The sequence below is a fragment of the Synechococcus sp. L2F genome, assembly GCF_024345695.1.
Taxonomy (GTDB): domain Bacteria; phylum Cyanobacteriota; class Cyanobacteriia; order PCC-6307; family Cyanobiaceae; genus MW101C3.
The window spans coordinates 1-15,299 of record NZ_JAGQBP010000004.1; the positions used below are offsets into that span (position 1 = coordinate 1).

The 15,299-nt window shown below is 64.8% G+C and carries 18 protein-coding genes; 5 read left to right on the forward strand and 13 right to left on the reverse strand.

Going from position 1 to position 15,299, the window contains the following annotated elements; all coding sequences use genetic code 11:
• The coding region (locus tag KBZ19_RS11060) for a hypothetical protein (protein ID WP_255100986.1) at nucleotides 1–259 on the reverse strand (259 nt) is incomplete at its 3' end.
• Between the two features lie 133 nt (nucleotides 260–392).
• On the opposite strand from KBZ19_RS11060, the gene KBZ19_RS11065 reads away from it, so the two are divergent.
• Nucleotides 393–1,385 (forward strand): YihY/virulence factor BrkB family protein, encoded by a 993-nt coding sequence (locus KBZ19_RS11065; RefSeq protein ID WP_255100987.1) that lies wholly within the window; start codon nucleotides 393–395, stop codon nucleotides 1,383–1,385.
• Nucleotides 1,386–1,641: 256 nt separating this feature from the next.
• Entirely contained in the window at nucleotides 1,642–2,127 is a 486-nt protein-coding gene (locus KBZ19_RS11070) for a zinc ribbon domain-containing protein (protein ID WP_144036990.1), read from the forward strand.
• Nucleotides 2,128–2,882: 755 nt separating this feature from the next.
• Here KBZ19_RS11070 and KBZ19_RS11075 read toward each other — a convergent pair.
• The 6 genes from KBZ19_RS11075 to KBZ19_RS11100 all read right to left on the reverse strand — a co-directional run bounded on the left by KBZ19_RS11075 (nucleotide 2,883) and on the right by KBZ19_RS11100 (nucleotide 5,764).
• Nucleotides 2,883–3,299 (reverse strand): DUF2834 domain-containing protein, encoded by a 417-nt coding sequence (locus KBZ19_RS11075; protein WP_255100988.1) that lies wholly within the window; start codon nucleotides 3,297–3,299, stop codon nucleotides 2,883–2,885.
• On the reverse strand, nucleotides 3,296–3,610 hold the full coding sequence (gene xseB, locus KBZ19_RS11080) for an exodeoxyribonuclease VII small subunit (protein WP_255100989.1): 315 nt from the start codon (nucleotides 3,608–3,610) through the stop codon (nucleotides 3,296–3,298). The genes KBZ19_RS11075 and xseB overlap by 4 nt, the downstream gene beginning before the upstream one ends.
• Nucleotides 3,607–4,806 (reverse strand): exodeoxyribonuclease VII large subunit, encoded by a 1,200-nt coding sequence (xseA, locus tag KBZ19_RS11085; RefSeq protein ID WP_255100990.1) that lies wholly within the window; start codon nucleotides 4,804–4,806, stop codon nucleotides 3,607–3,609. Before xseA ends, xseB begins: the two co-directional genes overlap by 4 nt.
• Nucleotides 4,796–4,972 carry a hypothetical protein gene (locus tag KBZ19_RS11090; RefSeq protein WP_255100991.1) on the reverse strand — a complete coding sequence of 59 codons (177 nt, stop codon included), beginning with the start codon at nucleotides 4,970–4,972 and terminating at the stop codon, nucleotides 4,796–4,798. Before KBZ19_RS11090 ends, xseA begins: the two co-directional genes overlap by 11 nt.
• A 149-nt stretch (nucleotides 4,973–5,121) precedes the next feature.
• Nucleotides 5,122–5,268, reverse strand: coding sequence for a chlorophyll a/b-binding protein (locus tag KBZ19_RS11095; RefSeq protein WP_094512408.1), 147 nt, complete (start codon nucleotides 5,266–5,268; stop codon nucleotides 5,122–5,124).
• Entirely contained in the window at nucleotides 5,261–5,764 is a 504-nt protein-coding gene (locus KBZ19_RS11100) for a hypothetical protein (protein WP_255100992.1), read from the reverse strand. Before KBZ19_RS11100 ends, KBZ19_RS11095 begins: the two co-directional genes overlap by 8 nt.
• An 18-nt stretch (nucleotides 5,765–5,782) precedes the next feature.
• Here KBZ19_RS11100 and KBZ19_RS11105 point away from each other — a divergent pair, with 18 nt between their 5' ends.
• The gene (locus KBZ19_RS11105; protein ID WP_233132922.1) at nucleotides 5,783–6,541 is read left to right on the forward strand and encodes an HAD family hydrolase; all 759 of its coding nucleotides are present in this window, start codon (nucleotides 5,783–5,785) and stop codon (nucleotides 6,539–6,541) included.
• A 65-nt stretch (nucleotides 6,542–6,606) separates the two neighbouring features.
• Here KBZ19_RS11105 and hrpB read toward each other — a convergent pair whose 3' ends face one another.
• The 3 genes from hrpB to KBZ19_RS11120 form a co-directional block, all read right to left on the reverse strand.
• On the reverse strand, nucleotides 6,607–9,192 hold the full coding sequence (hrpB, locus tag KBZ19_RS11110) for an ATP-dependent helicase HrpB (protein WP_255100993.1): 2,586 nt from the start codon (nucleotides 9,190–9,192) through the stop codon (nucleotides 6,607–6,609).
• A 331-nt stretch (nucleotides 9,193–9,523) separates the two neighbouring features.
• Nucleotides 9,524–9,907 (reverse strand): hypothetical protein, encoded by a 384-nt coding sequence (locus KBZ19_RS11115; RefSeq protein WP_094512782.1) that lies wholly within the window; start codon nucleotides 9,905–9,907, stop codon nucleotides 9,524–9,526.
• Nucleotides 9,908–10,045: 138 nt separating this feature from the next.
• The gene (locus tag KBZ19_RS11120) at nucleotides 10,046–10,348 is read right to left on the reverse strand and encodes a DUF2973 domain-containing protein (RefSeq protein WP_094512419.1); all 303 of its coding nucleotides are present in this window, start codon (nucleotides 10,346–10,348) and stop codon (nucleotides 10,046–10,048) included.
• A 320-nt stretch (nucleotides 10,349–10,668) separates the two neighbouring features.
• Between KBZ19_RS11120 and KBZ19_RS11125 the strand changes: the two genes are divergently transcribed.
• Nucleotides 10,669–11,808 (forward strand): trypsin-like peptidase domain-containing protein, encoded by a 1,140-nt coding sequence (locus KBZ19_RS11125; protein WP_233132923.1) that lies wholly within the window; start codon nucleotides 10,669–10,671, stop codon nucleotides 11,806–11,808.
• Nucleotides 11,809–12,139: 331 nt separating this feature from the next.
• On the opposite strand, the gene KBZ19_RS11130 is transcribed toward KBZ19_RS11125, so the two are convergent.
• The 3 genes from KBZ19_RS11130 to KBZ19_RS11140 form a co-directional block, all read right to left on the reverse strand.
• Nucleotides 12,140–12,412: a hypothetical protein gene (locus KBZ19_RS11130; protein ID WP_094512427.1), complete on the reverse strand. Its 273-nt coding sequence runs from the start codon at nucleotides 12,410–12,412 to the stop codon at nucleotides 12,140–12,142.
• 129 nt (nucleotides 12,413–12,541) lie between these two features.
• Nucleotides 12,542–12,742 (reverse strand): hypothetical protein, encoded by a 201-nt coding sequence (locus KBZ19_RS11135; RefSeq protein ID WP_094512430.1) that lies wholly within the window; start codon nucleotides 12,740–12,742, stop codon nucleotides 12,542–12,544.
• Nucleotides 12,743–13,146: 404 nt separating this feature from the next.
• Entirely contained in the window at nucleotides 13,147–14,874 is a 1,728-nt protein-coding gene (locus KBZ19_RS11140; RefSeq protein ID WP_315856353.1) for an ABC-F family ATP-binding cassette domain-containing protein, read from the reverse strand.
• Between the two features lie 116 nt (nucleotides 14,875–14,990).
• Between KBZ19_RS11140 and KBZ19_RS11145 the strand changes: the two genes are divergently transcribed.
• Complete coding sequence (locus KBZ19_RS11145) at nucleotides 14,991–15,224, forward strand: hypothetical protein (RefSeq protein WP_255100994.1); 234 nt, start codon at nucleotides 14,991–14,993, stop codon at nucleotides 15,222–15,224.
• The last annotated feature ends 75 nt before the right edge of the window (nucleotides 15,225–15,299 follow it).

A 15,299-nucleotide genomic window follows, 5' to 3' on the forward strand; every position in this document is an offset into this window, starting at 1 on the left:
CCCCACTCCGATCCATCTCGAACTCGGTTGTGAAACGCAGTAGCGGCGAAGATAGTTGGAGGGTAGCTTCCTGCAAAAATAGCTCAATGCCAGGATAAAACTTTTCATTCCTACCAAGTTTTGCTTTGATCGAGCTTGTCATCTGATGATGATGAATCGAGAGAAGCAAAACACTGAAAGTCACCCGAAAGGGTGGCTTTTTTGTTGGTTGCGTGTTGGCTGGAGGATGGATTGCTGGTGGGGCAGATTCAAGACACATGCTGGGCATCATTTGTTTATGGGTTTTGCCTCTTCGCTCCCAGCAAGTGCTGCTGCAACAGGACTCTGTGAGGCGTGATCCAGCGGCCCATGCCAAGAACTGCGCTGTGCAGCCGCTGGTGTGTGCTTAAAGTATGCAGGCTGGCCGTGTTGATACTGTGCCGATCAGGCTTCCGCTGGCAGCAAAGAGGCTCGCTCTGACTGGTTGGAGGGCCTATCGCCTCTGGGATCGTTGCGACTGTATTGACCTCAGTGCGGCCTTTGCGTATCACACACTTCAATCCATATTCCCAGTGTTGCTGATCGTGCTCTCTACTGCGAGTGGCATTCTCGGTAGAGAGGATGGGCTTACTGAACAGATTATCAGTTGGTCTGCCCAGTTCTTTCCCGAGGCTTCTTTGCCACTGATTCGCACCACTCTGCTCAAGTTGCAATCTGCCAGGGCCAGTGCTGGTTGGTTTGGGTTGGGGATGTTGTTGCTCACCTCCAGCAACGCCTATCTCACACTGCAGCGTGGGGCTGACCGTCTCTGGGGCGATGACTCGGCCATCCCTTCCGTTGCCGCTCCCATTCAGCAACAGCAGCCCTGGTTCGCTGTTCGCCGCTTTGTATTGCAACGCCTCAAGGCGTTTGGGTTCGTGGGTTCAGTCGGTCTCCTGTTGGTGATTGATCAGCTCACCACTAACCTCCGATCAATGGGCACGCAGACGTGGCGTTCCATGTTTGATTCACACTTCTCCTGGTTGATCCAGGTCTTCCTTCCTGACCCGACCGTGTTGAATCTGGTGGGGTCGCTGCTCATCTCCGTGTTGGTGGCACTTCTTCTTTTGCGCGTGTTGCCTTCAGGGGTGACGCCTTGGCGTCCCCTGCTGCCTGCTGCGTTGTTGATCGGGGTGGTGCAGTTGGTGTTGAACTTAGCGGTGGGCCGCAGTCTCGTTTCCCTAGGGACCCGCTTTCAGGCCTATGGCGTGATCAGTGGTGTGCTCGTGCTGACTCTTTGGGTCTGGTTGCAGGGTCTGATTTTTTATTACGGCATCGCATGGAGCGTCGTTCTGGGCCGGCGGCGCAGTGGGGGCGATCCACACCTCGATTCGGCCGATCGTCTTGCGCCATTCGCGCGAGGATGATGGGAGCTAGGAGTAAACGCGTGGCCCGACCAGGTCTCTCCCTCCGACCACTCCCCGCCAGCCTTTTGCTGCTTGCTGCCGGTGTGGGCTCCATCGTTCTGATTGGCCTTCTCAGCCTTGCCTTGGTGCCTGTGCTGCTGGGGGCTGGCCTCCTGCTTTGCTTTTTGGTGGGCGTTGTGCTTTTCAGTTGGGCTGGTATTGAGGGGCTTGCGGCTCTGGAGAGGTGGATCGAAAGCGACCCTCGCTTTCAACGCTGATGGAGCGGCGGATTCCCTGGGTCTGGATTCTGTTGGGTGCTCTGCTGCTCTTGGCACCGGGACCTGCTGGACGGCTCATCCTTGATCTGCTGGGTGGACTCACCCTCATCATTGTGCTGCTGCCATTTTTGCTGGCCGGCGGTGGATGGGTGGCGTGGAGAATCATTAGCAGCCGCGTGCGCACTTGTCCCACCTGCGGACTCACCACCCTGTCGGCGGTGAACTGCCCGGCCTGTGGATCCCGACTTGATCTAGATGGACCACAGGCTCGTGGCGTCGATCAGCAAACACAGGCACCAATGGACGCCGGATTACGGCGAAATCCGCTTTCTGCCTCGTTGTTCAACCGCTCTCTTTTCATTCAGGTCGATGACGACCCTGGGAGGGACCAAGCGAGCCGCACGACTGGTTCAGAACGCGAGGCAACCGATGTGACTATTGACGTTGCTGCCAGGCCGATCAGTGACAACGAACCGCCGGAATGATCCAGCACCGATGACACTGTTTGTGTTGATCGTATCCAGAAGAGATTGAGGAGACCCCCAGGTGAGTACGGTCTCCCATCGCTAACGGCCGACACCACATGAGGGTTAGTGAGTCAGCGGGACCCCTGGCCGTAAACATACAGACTCTGCTTCGGGCATCTACACTTGATACCGTTCGCGCCGCCTATCTATCCAATATTGTCGACATCGCCGATGTCCCCACTGATTGTCTCCGTGAACACCATTGAAGCTTGAACCCTGTTGTCAGCGGTTTTTTCAACCGCCGGCATCACTGTTCACCGACGCTCAAGCGGCTGAGACTGGTGACTCGCCTCTATGCGGCTGCTGAAAGATCAACCGAGCCGCGGGAGATTGGCCCAACGGAACCGAGCAGAGGCGCGGCCAGCAGGAACGGACCGGTCCTCTCTTCTCCTACGTCCCCAACCAAGGACCGAATCCCCAAGCGCCACGCCATGCGGCAGGCACAGGAGTTGGACCACTAGGTGCTCGACCGGCTGACTCCAAGCTTTTTCAGGCTGTACCCCGAGGGTGCCTGGCCCCCAGTCCCTCCTGAGCAGTTGCTGATGGCCCTGTTGCTGCAGGGGATCTACGGCAATCGCACGGAGCGGATGCTCACAGATGCGCACAGGAATCGCCCGATTGGCCGATCGACCTCCCCACATGGCGCCGACAAACGCCGCCGGTGGTGGTGCAAGCGCTACAGCAATCGGTTGAGCGGCAATTTCAGCGGGCTCCTATCCGCTGGCTGCGTTGGTATGGTCCAGCTCCTGCAACCGCCGTTCGCGAAGGAACAGGAACAAAGGAGCACCGCAGGCGAAGGCCAGTGTCACACAGCAGAGGAGGCAGATCGCGATGCCCTTCACCTGCAGCCGACGGGCTTCTGCCACCATCCAGATGGTTATGGCTGTAGCGCCAATGAAAAGATCACGCGAAAGAGACTGCGCCGCTGGATTGGCATTCGCCAGGCGGAGGAACAGACCCAGATCAAAGGCGCTGTTGCTGAGCTGGATGAACTCCAGATTGGCCAGCCAGGGCAGGACGGCTCCCGCCACCGCCAACGCCAGATAGAGCCACTGAAGTCGATGCGAACTGGCGGGCGCCCCTGTGATCGGAAGGAAAGTGGGCCGTTCTGACCGTTCCGGGATTGTCATGGCTGCGTCTCGATGAATGGGGCGGCAGTGGCTTGATCACTTGCGTTGACCTCAAGCTGCAAGACCTCTTGCTCCACCTGCTGCAGTACGGCTTCGCAACGGTGGCCGTAGGCCAGTGCACGCTGATAGAGCTCCGCCATTCTTTCCACCTCAAGATCCTCCGACTGGAGCTGGGCCAGGGCCAGCTCCAGTGCCGTGAGGGCCTGGCTGTATGTGAGTTCGCCGATCTCCGCGGCCCAGGCGGGCGGAACGCCGGCAAGGGGGCCTGCTGCGCGGGCTTTGGCCTGTGGCTTGCTTTTGCGTAGGGTCATGAAGGGGGCAAGCTGACGAAAGACTCCACCATGGCTTCGCCGATGGGGCTGGTGTCGGTGACCTGAACGTCCGCTAGCCCATCAGTCCATTCCAGCTGAAGGTGCTGGCCGATGCCCACCTGTCTGAGCGAACGCACCAGCTGACCGTTCTCGCCACGGGCCAGACAGAAGCCCCGACGCAGCAGGCGTTGAGGCGAAAGGGCTTCGCGCAGATTCTCCAATTGCTGAAGCCGCTGGCGACGGTACTGCAGGACCCGGGCGGGATGGCAACGGTCACGCTGGGCCGCTAGGGCGAGCAGGTTCTGGCGGTGGCTCTGCAGGCGCCAGCGCAATTCGCCGCCCAGCTGGGACCTGAGCGAGCGCAGGCGCTGGAGGGCACTGGCGCGGTCCGGCAACAGGGCCACCAGCGCAGCGGTAGGTGTGGCGGCCCGATAGTCCGCCACCAGGTCAGCGATGGTGGTGTCGCTTTCATGGCCGAGCCCGGTGATGACGGGGAGCGGGCACGTTGCCAGAGCCTGGGCCAGTCGTTCACCATCGAAGACGGAGAGATCTTCACGGCTCCCCCCACCACGGGCCAGCACCAGCGCCTCAAGGCCGAGGGCGCCGGCGTGCCGGCCCGCAGCGGCAATGGCACGACAGATCTCGTCCTCCACGCCCCCCTGCACAGGGATCGGCAGGATCACGATCCGGGTGGCCGGCCATCGTTCCCGCGCGGTGCGAAGCATGTCCGCGAGCGCTGCGCTCGGCACGCTGGTGAGTAAGGCAATCGCCTCGGGGAGAGCGGGGAGGGGACGTTTGCGGGCGGCACTGAAGATCCCGGACGGTTCCAGCAGGTCGCGGACCCGCTCAAAACGACGCAGCACACTGCTGAGGCTTGGCCGAACGTCGAGAACCTGTACACAGAGAGTGGCCCGCGCCGGCCAGAAATTCAGCTTCCCCACCACCGTGACGCCGTCCCCATCGCCGGGGCGAAAGCTGAGACGCGGCAACTGGGAAGCCCACACCACACCGGCAATGGAGGCCTCTTCGTCCATCAGCGTGAGCCAGAGGTGACCCTTCTTGAGCTGAGGCCGGGACACCGTGGCTTCGATCAGGAAGCGTGGCGCGAAGCCCCGCTCGATCAAAGTGCCGATCGCCACGTTGAGTTCGGCGACGCTGAAGCGGGGGAGAACACCGGTGGCGGAGTCAGCGTTCAAGACGGCCGTAGCAGAAACCCCAGTAGAGACTCACGGCGGCGGCCACCAGGAAAATGGATCGGCCGCTGGGGTGATCAAAACGGACCAATCCCGCGGCGCACACCACGAGGGCTGTGCTCAACAGGCGAGATCCTTCGCGTCGGTTCTTGACGTAGAACGGAGCCATGCGAGCAACGTCGGCACGGAAGGCCCAGTCTTGCCGATCAGCAGTCGTCGTGGTGGACCAGTGGACAGGCCCACTGTGAAACGTCAAAGGAATAGGCCCCACCACTCCTGAAGAAGCGGCGAGGCCAATGGGACGCTGCAGGCAGGAAATCAGCCCAGGCCGATCTGGGAGAGAATTCCCTGGCCGGTCAGCACTTCGGTGGTCAGGCCGATCACGAAGCCCAGCATGGCCAGGCGGCCATTCCAGGTTTCCGCGAAGTTGACGAAGCCGAAGCGGGGGGAGGTGGAGTCAGCCATGACGCAAGCTCAATGACAGATCAAATCGTAACGAAAGATGGGGATGGCTTGACAGTTGCCGGCCTGTCGTTGGGAGGTTCGGGAATCCGTTCTGGTGATGCTTGCTCCACCGTGTTTCCGAGGGTTCTACCAACTGCCAACGACCAACCGGCAAACAGCCAGCAGTTATTGAGCCAGCAGACAGCCACAGACAACTGCGGCAGAGGCCGCCGACCACCACTTCGCAAGCCAACCCGCCGCAGTTCAGCCCTCCGCAACCCAGCGCTCGGCAATCCACCCCTTTGCGATCGTTCACTCCGCACGCTTCAGCGATCAACGCTCCACCCGTCAACGCCCCACCGATCAACATCCCATCGTTTATCCCGCCATCGATAACCACCCCTTCAACCAGCACGCCGGCGGCCAACACTTCGGTGAACATCTCACCAACGACCACCGCGCCATTGGCCATCCCGCCGCTGATGTCCGCGCCATCAGTCGCTGCGCGACCGACCATCCGGCCACGGCCCAGCTGGTGGCTCGACTGCCGCGGGAGCCGCAGCTCGTGCTCGTCACCGATCTCGACGGCACGCTGCTGGAGGGCAGTCCGGCGGCCAAAGGCGCCTTCTACGCCTGGCTGGAGCAGCGCCGCGACCGGGTGCTGCACGTCTTCAGCACCGGCAGGGATCTGGCCTCCGTGGGTCGCTTGCTGCTCCAGGAGACCATCCAGCGGCCACCAGCTCCCCATCTGGTGATCAGTGACGTGGGCGCCACCGTGGCCTGTGGCACCAGCCTGGCGCTACTGCCGGGTCTGGTGGATCCGATCGATCGCCGCTGGCAGGGCTGCGCGGAACGGCTGGCCCCTCTGCTGCGGAACCAGCCCGGGCTCAGCCCCCAGCCGGTGAGCGCCCACCGCCGCCTCGCCTACGACGTGGATCTTGGCAAGCTCGACCCGGGCCTGCCGTCCCGCCTGAGCGACTTGGGGGTGGATTGCCTCATCTCCGCCGACCGCTACCTGGATGTGCTGCCGGCGGGAGTCAACAAGGGCTCGACACTGCAGGCACTGGTGGAGTGGCTGGAGCTGGATCCGAACACAGTGATCACCGCCGGCGACAGCCTCAACGATCTGGCCATGTTCGAGACCGGCCTCAAGGGCGTGATGGTGGGCAATGCAGAACCCGCCCTGCGCCAGGAGCTGCCCCGGCTGCAGCGCACCTATGCGGCGCGCGCTCCTGGCTGTGAGGGTATAGCGGAGGGGTTGAGGCATTTCGGCTTTGCCCACCTGTTCGACTGACACTTCGGGCCAGCCCTTCGACGTCGGCTCGTCGCTGCCACATCTTCGCCGCCGTCATGTTGCGGTTATTTGCGGGCAGCGGGCTTGGCGCGGCTCGTGGGCAGGGCCTGGCGGGGATCCTCCGGCCAGGGATGGCGCGGATAGCGGCCCCGAAGCTCGGCGCGCACCTGCCGGTAGCTGCTGCCCCAGAAGCCGTCGAGGTCCTGGGTGATCTGGACCGGGCGGCCCGCGGGGGAGAGCAGGTGCAGGGTTAAGTTCAGGCGCCCCTGGAGCAGCGCCGGCGTGCGGCTGCAACCGAACATCTCCTGCAGCCGCACGGCCAGCACGGGGGGAGAGTGGCCGTAGTCGATCGGTACCAGCCGTCCGGATGGCACCAGCAGCTTGGCAGGCAGGAGCTGGTCCAGGTCGCGGCGGCAATCCCAGGGGATCCCCGACCAGAGCGCTTCCTGTAGATCGAGCGCCTGCAACTCCTGCAGGGAACGCCGGCCGGCGAGTTGATCGCCGAGCCAGGCGCCGAAATCACCCCCCAGGGCCGCCTCGCTCCGGTCGGGCCAGGGTGGCCCCAGCTCCCGATGGGCCAGGCAGAGGCGTTGCTGCAACTGCCGGCTGCCGGCGCTCCAGGGCAGGGCGATGAGGCCGTGCTCCCGCAGGCCCGCCATCAGGGCGTCCTGCACCTGATCGAGCGGGGCGTCCTGCCAGGGCCGCCGGCTCAGCACCAGGGCCCCCAGTCGGTGCTCCCGCACGGCCACCACCCGTTGCTCCTGGCCATCCCAGCGAACCGTTGCCACGCTGCTGCCTTCAAGCTGGGCCAACTGCTCCAGGCTGGCCCTCGCCAGGGGGAGGGCCAGCAGAATCCGCGCCTCGCTGCCTCCGGCGTCGGCCCGGGCGATGGCCAGGACCTCGGCGCCCGCCAACGGATCGCCGGGATGGAGCCGGGCGCCGCGACCGTTACGCATCAGAAAGCGGCCCCCGGCTTCCTGACGGGCCAGGGCCACCTGCTCCGGGTAGGCCAAGCCGATCAGCTCGGCCGCCTGCTGGGCTTCAGAGCCACCCGTGCTGGCTCTGAAGCCGCTGGTCGCCAACGGTTGGGCCACGCGCCACCCGCCCGCCTGCCGCTGCAGCTGTGCCAGCTGTTGGAGCAGGAGCTGACGGCGAGGGTCAGCGCCTCCTTGCCTCAACCAGTCGAGCCGCCGCAGCAGATCCGAGCCGGCTTCCTGTAGCCCGAGCGGATCGCGGGCCTCCAGCAGCACCGCCAGCTCGCAGGCCAACGGCAGCAGGTTGCGCTGCTTGGCGATCAGCAGCATGTGGGCGAGCCGGGGATGCAGGCCTAGCTGGGCCATGGCACGGCCATGGGCCGTGATGCGGCCGTGGACGTCCGTGGCTCCGAGCTGGCCCAGCAGGTCGATCGCCGCCAGCAATGGCTGCTGTGGGGGGGGATCCAGCCAGGGCAACGACCCCCCGGCTCCAGCGCCCCACTGCGCCAGTTGCAGGGCCACCGGCAGGGGATCCCGCTCCAGCAGCTCCGGCAGATCGAACGGAGGACGCCGCTGCTGCTCTGCCGGCGACCAGAGCCGCAGACAGCGGCCCGGGCCCAGTCGTCCGGCCCTGCCCTGACGCTGGGTGGCTGAGGCCTGGCTCGCTGGCTGCGTGACCAGCCCATCCATGCCGGTGCCGTGATCGAAGCGGCTGCGACGGCTGAGGCCGCTGTCGATCACCAGACGCACCCCCGCGATCGTGAGCGAGCTCTCGGCGATGGCGCTGGCGAGCACTACCTTGCCCGCCTCGCTGCGTGCCTCCCGCATGGCCGCCGACTGCGCTCCCAGCGGCAAGCCACCGTGCAGGGGGGCAAGTTCCAGCTCCGCCCCCCAGCCAGTGGCCTGGATCGCCCGTTGGCATTGGAGGATTTCCCGCTGCCCGGGCAGAAACACCAGCACGGTTTCGCCTGTGCCGCGGGCTTCCAGCCAATGCTGCTCAAGCCCGCGCACCACCTGCTGCTCCAGGGTCTCCTGCGGCCTCGGGGGCTGGTACGCCAGTTGCACCGGGAAGCTTTTCCCTTCACTGCGGATCACTGCGGCCTCCGGCAGCTGGCGGGCCAGCGGGGTGAGATCCAGCGTGGCCGACATCACCAGCAGTCGCAGCTCCGGCGCCAGCAGTGGCCGGGATTCCAGTAGTAACGCCAGGGCGAGATCCGTGTCCGCTCGGCGCTCGTGAAACTCGTCGAAGATCACACACGACACGCCCGTGAGTGCGGGATCTCCTTGCAGCCGCCGCAGGAACAGCCCATCGGTCAGCACTTCAAGCCGGGTGGCTGCCGAACAGCGCTGCTCAAGCCGCACCCGATAGCCCACCGTGCCGCCCACCGCTTCATCGAGGCTGGCGGCGAGCCGCTGTGCGGCGGCCTTGGCCGCCAGACGCCGGGGCTCCAGCATCAGAACGGTGTGGGGTTCAGCCTGGGGCAGTTGCTCCTGCAGGCGGCGCAGTAGCGCCAGCGGGACACGTGTGGTCTTGCCTGCTCCGGGGGGGGCGTGCAGCAGCACTGTGGATCCGGCCGGCTCAAGCCGCTCCAGGATGTCCGGCAGAACCGCCTCAATCGGCAGGGGGGCCTTGGACGGGCCAGAGGCCGGAGGGAAGCTACGACCGAGCGGTTGCATGCCGGATCTCAGCGGCAGTCCGACGATGGTCCCCGGCAACGCAGGCGGGGGGTCAGCCGGAGGTCGCTGCGGGATCAGCCGAGCAGCTTCAGGATCAGAGCCAGCAGGGCGGTGCTGAGCAGCCCGAGGGATGCCAGCAGTCTCACCAGGGGTCCGATGGACAGGGCCAGCGAGGACATAAAGAAAAACGGAAGAAACCGATGCGTCCGTTTTAGCGCCCCTCTGGACCACAGGTGGTGGTCTTAGCCACGTTTCTTTGCCTGTTGATCAGGGGTAGCGCCGCTGCCACGCCGATCGTCAGCAGCTTGCGCACGGCACCGCCGGCCGCCTTTCAACGCACGTGACGGGCGCCATCCACCGGGTGATACGCCTCGCCGGTGGTTTCTTCGTAGACGACTGCCGGCAAGCCGGTTTCAAACATCGTCTGCAGGGCTTCCTTCAGGTAGGGGTTCCAGCCCCCGGTTGTGACCTTGCCGTGCCGCACGGTCCAGTCCCAGGTGCCCTGCAGGTCGCGGGGGATCCTGCCCTCCCGATCGCGGCGTGCCACGAGATCCTGGGATTCCACCAGGCCCACCAGGATCGGATCCTTGCCGTAGGAGGGCGTGAGGCTCAGCTCCAGGCGGATCGGATCCTCCTTCGTGAGCTGGAGGCGAAACCGGGGAGGAAGTTTGAGGCTGCGCAGAACGGCCGCCACGATTCGAGTTCTCTGATCCAACTGTCGGCCTCCGCCGTGATTCGGTTCTACGTTCTGGTTGTACCAGCCCATGGGACCGCAGCAGGCTGATCCGGTGCGCATGTGCGCAAGCCAAGGCTCCGCTCAGAGCGGGTAGCAGTTCATGGCGCCTTGGCTGGGCTAAGGGGTTTCCGGAGGAAGAACCGTTTCCTCCGCACCATCACTGAAGCGCACTGTCAACAGATCCTCCTGGGTAAGGCTGCCGTCGGCGTCGAGTAACTCCGGGTGGATGGTGAGACGGCCGGTGCGGTCAGTGCTCTCCGGCTGAGCACTGACCGGGGCGAAGGGGCTGGGAAACGGGAGATCGGCGGGTCGGGAGACCGCTGTGAATCCCTTGGCCATCACCCGGAACGCCTGCCACAGCAGGCCAAGCAGGCAGGCGCCGTAGAGGAGGGGAAACAGGCGGGCGAGAAAGGGGTCCATCGGTGATGGGCAAGCTGCCGTGGCCGTGGAAGGCCATGGCCCATCATCGCCTGCTTGAAGACCCGGGTGCCATGCTCCAGGCCCAGAGGGTGCTGCAGGCGGCGCCAAAGGCGAGAAACACCAGCAGAACGCTGCTTGTGTCCATATTCATTCATAAAAGTTCTTCAACCCTAGGGGCGGAGCGTCTTGCGTGCAGAGATCCTTTGAGCCTGCGCTTTGCCGCACTTCGTCACACCTTCACTGCCGCAGGCGTTCCTCAACGCCAGGCAACACCGTTACGGTCGGAATCACGTCCCGTTCCTGTTCTGATCGCCATGTCCATGAGGCGTTTGTCTCTCCGCCAGCTGCCTTATCTGCTCCCCCTTGCCGTTCTGCTGGCCTCCCCGGTGCTCACCCGGCCCGCTCCTGCGCCGGCCCAGGCTCAGCCAGGCGGTGCGCCTGGGCTCTCCCGGCAGTCGTTCGTCGCGGACGCTGTCCGCAGCGCCGGGCCGGCGGTGGTGACGATCGACACGGAGCGCACGGTGGTGAGCGGTGGCGGCTCAGGGCTGCCGCGCGGCCTGATGGCTGATCCCTTTTTCCGCCAGTTCTTCAACCTGCCCCAGGCTCAGCAGCCGTCCCAGCGCACCGAGCGGGGTCAGGGCAGCGGTGTGATCTTCCAGGCCGATGGCCTGCTTCTGACCAACGCTCACGTGGTGGAGAACAGCGACCGGGTGTATGTTGGCCTCAAGGATGGGCGCCGGGTGGAAGGGAAAGTGGTGGGGCTTGACCGGCTCACCGATCTCGCCTTGGTGCGTTTGCTGAGCCCGGGGCCGTGGCCGGTGGCCAGGCTCGGGAACTCTGATGCGCTGCAGGTGGGCGACTGGGCGATTGCAGTGGGCAATCCCTTCGGTCTCGATAACACCGTGACCATGGGGATCATCAGTAACCTCAACCGCAACGTGAGCAAGCTGGGCATCACCGACAAGCGGCTGGATCTGATCCAGACCGATGCCGCCATCAATCCCGGCAATTCCGGCGGGCCCTTGCTCAATGCCGATGGTGAAGTGGTGGGGATCAACACCCTGGTGCGCTCCGGCCCCGGCGCCGGCCTTGGTTTTGCGATTCCGATCAACCGCGCCCGCAGCATCGCGAATCAGCTGCTGGCCACCGGCCGAGTGGACCACCCGATGATCGGCGTCGGCCTCGACAACGTGCCCGGCACAAATCCAGGCAGCGCCCCGCGCGGTGCCCTCGTGCGCTCGGTGCTGCCGGGCAGCCCTGCCGCATCAGCGGGTCTGCGGCCCGGCGATGTGATCGTGGCGGTCGAGGGGCGTCCGCTGCCCGGCCCCGCCCAGATGATCGCCGCCGTGGAAAGCAATGGTGTGGGCCGGCCGATGGCGTTGCGCATCATCCGGAACGGCGCTGACATCGACCTTCAGGTCACCCCGACCGCCATGGTGGGCCAGGGCCAGCGGCGCTGATCGATCTCCGGTGCCCAGCGATCCGGGCCACTGAGCAGCTCGCAGAAACGGACGGTGATCAGCAGGGCCACAAAAACGAGCACTGCTGCAGAACCCGGCGAGAGGAACCACGAAGCGAAAGGTCAGAGAAAAGCCATTGGGTCGTCAGACCCAATGGCTTGCTCGTTGGCGTTCAGGCTTGAGTCAAACGGGCTTGGGTCCGTCCTCCTTGGGACAATCGGCCGTGCGCCAATCGGCATTGCGATTGGATCTTGTGAACCATGCAGCCGCTGGTTGAGCGCTGCCGGCCGGAGGGGCTGGCAGCGCTGGGGCGACAGTTCAGAGGCCACCGTCAGAGCACATCCGGGCCAGCCACGGAAAACTCCTGATTCACTTTGAGAGCCGTGGGCTGGCTCTGCCCCGGAGGGTCGCTGAGGCGGCTCGGCGGACTGCCGAGCTGCTGGCGCATCATCCACTCGGTAGCGGCCCGCTGGGTTTGCCAGGCCTGGAGCAACTGTTTGGCCAGACCGCGCAGCGACTGGGCGTCTCCGGTGGAGTCGATGACGCGGGTCATGCGCTCCAACTCAAATTGCTGGCCAAGGGTGAGGGCGAGCGGTTCGGACATTCCTGGCATCGCGGCGGATCAATGAGCCGCCCCAATGCTACGAAGTGTTTCGAGGTCGCTCGTATCGATCGCCACAGAGTTAGAGGGATCGTGTCAGGGTCCCACCATGGCGGGTCTCGCGCCCAGGGATCAGTGGTGCATCCGCAGCTGCTCTACACACTCGGTGATGCAGGCACCATCATCCAGTGAGCAAGTGGTGATGCATTCGAAGTAAGACTCGACAGAGTCTCCTGCGGCATCTCGCCCGAGGGCAGCATCCATGGCGATCATGCCGCCGTCAAGGGCGTCGGCGCCAAAGGAGGAGGAGGAGGTCAGACGGGGATCGCTCATTGGTCTTGCGGCGTGGGATACGGTCAGGATATGCAGATCAATAGGAGGGGTCCAGGAAAATGAGTTTTCCTGCCTAAGCCTTCATGAAGTTTTCTGTGGTATTCGCTGCATAGAGCGGGCTCTCAGGCGCTTCTCCTGCCTCAGGTCCAGGTGATGCATCCGGCCGTAAGCGGGTGTGGAGTGGCGGGAAGCGGGCCTGGCCATGGTTGGCGCCCCGCGCAAAAGGCCTGGGCACCACTGACCCGGCACAGCTGAAGCCCGGCTCCGACAGCGGGTGATCAGACGTTGAGGGGCCGGTGGGATGCACCGATTGGTCCGGTTGCTTTCGGTTGGTACCCCTGCTTCCTGGTGGCCAACCGTCTGGGGTTGGCGCTGTGGCTTGCCCTGGCTGCGGGCGGCCGCGCTCAGTCCTGGCGGGTCTTGCGCGAGGCCGCTTTGGCCTGCTGCTTTTCCTTGTTGGCGGCCGTTCTGGCGCGACGGGCCTGGACCTCCTGCTCCAGCCGCTCGGCTTCGGCCTCTTCGCGCTTTTTCTCCAGGTAGTAGGCGTAATCCCCCCGGTAGAGCACCAGCTCGCCATCGCGCAGCTCCACGATGCGGTTGGCCACCTGGGCGATGAAATAGCGGTCGTGGGAGACGATCAGCGCCGCCCCGTCGTACTCCTGCAGTGCCTGCTCGAGCATCTGCTTGGCGGGGATGTCGAGGTGGTTGGTGGGCTCGTCAAGGATCAGCAGGTTGCAGGGAGTGAGCAGCATCAACGCCAGAGCCAGCCGCGCCTTTTCGCCGCCGCTGAGCTGCCCCACCTGTTTGAACACCGCATCGTTGCTGAAGCAGAAGCTGCCCAGCAGGGAGCGCACCTGGGTCTGGGTCCAGTCGGGCACCGCCTCGAACAGGGTGTCGATCACGGTTTTCTCCAGATCGAGTGCCTCGGCCTGGTTCTGCTCGAAGTAACCCGGCACCACGTTGTGATCGCCAAGGCGGGCGATGCCCTCGTCGACCGGCTCCAGACCCATCACCAGGCGCAGCAGCGTCGATTTTCCGGCGCCGTTGGGGCCGACAAAGGCGATCCGATCGCCCCGCTCCACTTCGAGCCCTGCGCCGAGAAACAGGATCCGGTTGCCGTAGCTGTGGCTCATGTCTTCGATCAGCGCCACCTGCCGGCCGGAGCGGGGCGCCGGCGGGAACTGGAAGCTGGGGCCGGACACCCCTTCCAGCGGAGCTTCGATCCGCTCCACCTTCTCCAGCAGCTTTTCGCGGCTCTTGGCCTGGGTGCTGCGGGTGGCGCTGGCGCGGAAGCGGTCGATGTAGGCCTGCTGGCCCGCCAGTTCCTTCTGCTGCCGTTCGAAGGCGGCCTGGGTGGCTTCCCTCTCCAGTGCCTTCTGCTCAAGGTGCTGGCTGTAGTTGCCCAGGTAGGTGCGGGAGATGCCGCGCTCGGTTTCCACGATCTGGTTGCAGATCCTGTCGAGGAAGGTGCGGTCGTGACTGACCACAACGATCGGCACGGGCTGGGCCACCAGGTAACCCTCCAGCCACTGGATCGTTTCCACATCCAGGTGGTTGGTGGGTTCGTCGAGCAGCAGCAGATCGGGATCCTGCAGCAGGACCTTGCCGAGCGCGATCCGCATCTGCCAGCCGCCGGAGTAGTCGCCCACCGGCAGGTCGGCGGATTCGGGGGTGAAGCCGATCGTGGGCAGGAGCTTGTCGATGCGGGCGTCGAGTTCGTAGCCGTGCAGGGCTTCGAAGCGGCTGTGCAGCCGCCCCAGTTCGTGGATCAGATCGTCGAGATGATCGGGGTCGGTGCTGGCCTGCTCGCTCGCCATTTCATGCTCCACCCGGTGCTGCCGGATCAGCACCTCGGCGGCCTCCCCGAACGCCTGGAAGAGCTCCTCCCGCACGGTACGGCTGGGATCCACATCGAATTCCTGCTTGAGGTACACGATGCGGGGATTCCCCTGGCGCACCACCTGGCCGCTGCTGGGTTCCTCAAGCCCGGCGATCAGCCGCAGCTGGGTGGATTTGCCGGCACCGTTCACCCCCACCAGACCGATACGGTCGCCTGGCTTCACTTCCCAGGTGACGTCGCGCAGCACTTCGCCGGTGGGGTAAAGCTTTGAGACGCGTTCCAGACGAAGCACAGCGTGGGGGGTATTGGGAGTTGTGTCCCATCATCACGCCTGTGCCCGCCTGGAACCGTATCGGCACACTGGAGGGAGGAGAAAGGCGCCGCGATGATGACCCACCGGCTGGAGCCATGGTGAAACGACTGGAGCAAGTGGCGGCGCTGGTGGTGGCCGCCGGTCTGGCACTGGTGAGCTACTGGCTGTTCTTCAGCTGGTCGCAGGGTGGCCGCTCCGATCGCCTGGCTCCGCGCAGCCTGACGCCCATGCCGGAAGGAACGGGAACCGAGCTGGCGCGCCCCCAAGGAACAGCCGCGCCGTTAGCAGGGGGCAACCTGCCGCTGCCAGCGGACCGCACATACCCCTGAGCTGGCGCACCTCCCTCTTCATCAGACGTGCGCCAAGGGGCTTGCGCAGAGCCACGCCGGCCGGGTTACGTAGAG

Coding starts and splice junctions, on each gene's coding strand:
- KBZ19_RS11130 (WP_094512427.1), bottom strand. CDS start 12,412: ATGTCCGAACCGCTCGCCCTCACCCTTGGCCAGCAATTTGAGTTGGAG.
- hrpB (WP_255100993.1), bottom strand. CDS start 9,192: ATGCAACCGCTCGGTCGTAGCTTCCCTCCGGCCTCTGGCCCGTCCAAG.
- KBZ19_RS11095 (WP_094512408.1), bottom strand. CDS start 5,268: ATGGCTGACTCCACCTCCCCCCGCTTCGGCTTCGTCAACTTCGCGGAA.
- KBZ19_RS11145 (WP_255100994.1), top strand. CDS start 14,991: ATGGTGAAACGACTGGAGCAAGTGGCGGCGCTGGTGGTGGCCGCCGGT.
- xseB (WP_255100989.1), bottom strand. CDS start 3,610: ATGACCCTACGCAAAAGCAAGCCACAGGCCAAAGCCCGCGCAGCAGGC.
- KBZ19_RS11100 (WP_255100992.1), bottom strand. CDS start 5,764: ATGGTCGGTCGCGCAGCGACTGATGGCGCGGACATCAGCGGCGGGATG.
- KBZ19_RS11125 (WP_233132923.1), top strand. CDS start 10,669: ATGAGGCGTTTGTCTCTCCGCCAGCTGCCTTATCTGCTCCCCCTTGCC.
- KBZ19_RS11070 (WP_144036990.1), top strand. CDS start 1,642: ATGGAGCGGCGGATTCCCTGGGTCTGGATTCTGTTGGGTGCTCTGCTG.
- KBZ19_RS11120 (WP_094512419.1), bottom strand. CDS start 10,348: ATGGACCCCTTTCTCGCCCGCCTGTTTCCCCTCCTCTACGGCGCCTGC.
- KBZ19_RS11075 (WP_255100988.1), bottom strand. CDS start 3,299: ATGACAATCCCGGAACGGTCAGAACGGCCCACTTTCCTTCCGATCACA.
- KBZ19_RS11065 (WP_255100987.1), top strand. CDS start 393: ATGCAGGCTGGCCGTGTTGATACTGTGCCGATCAGGCTTCCGCTGGCA.
- KBZ19_RS11135 (WP_094512430.1), bottom strand. CDS start 12,742: ATGAGCGATCCCCGTCTGACCTCCTCCTCCTCCTTTGGCGCCGACGCC.
- KBZ19_RS11090 (WP_255100991.1), bottom strand. CDS start 4,972: ATGGCTCCGTTCTACGTCAAGAACCGACGCGAAGGATCTCGCCTGTTG.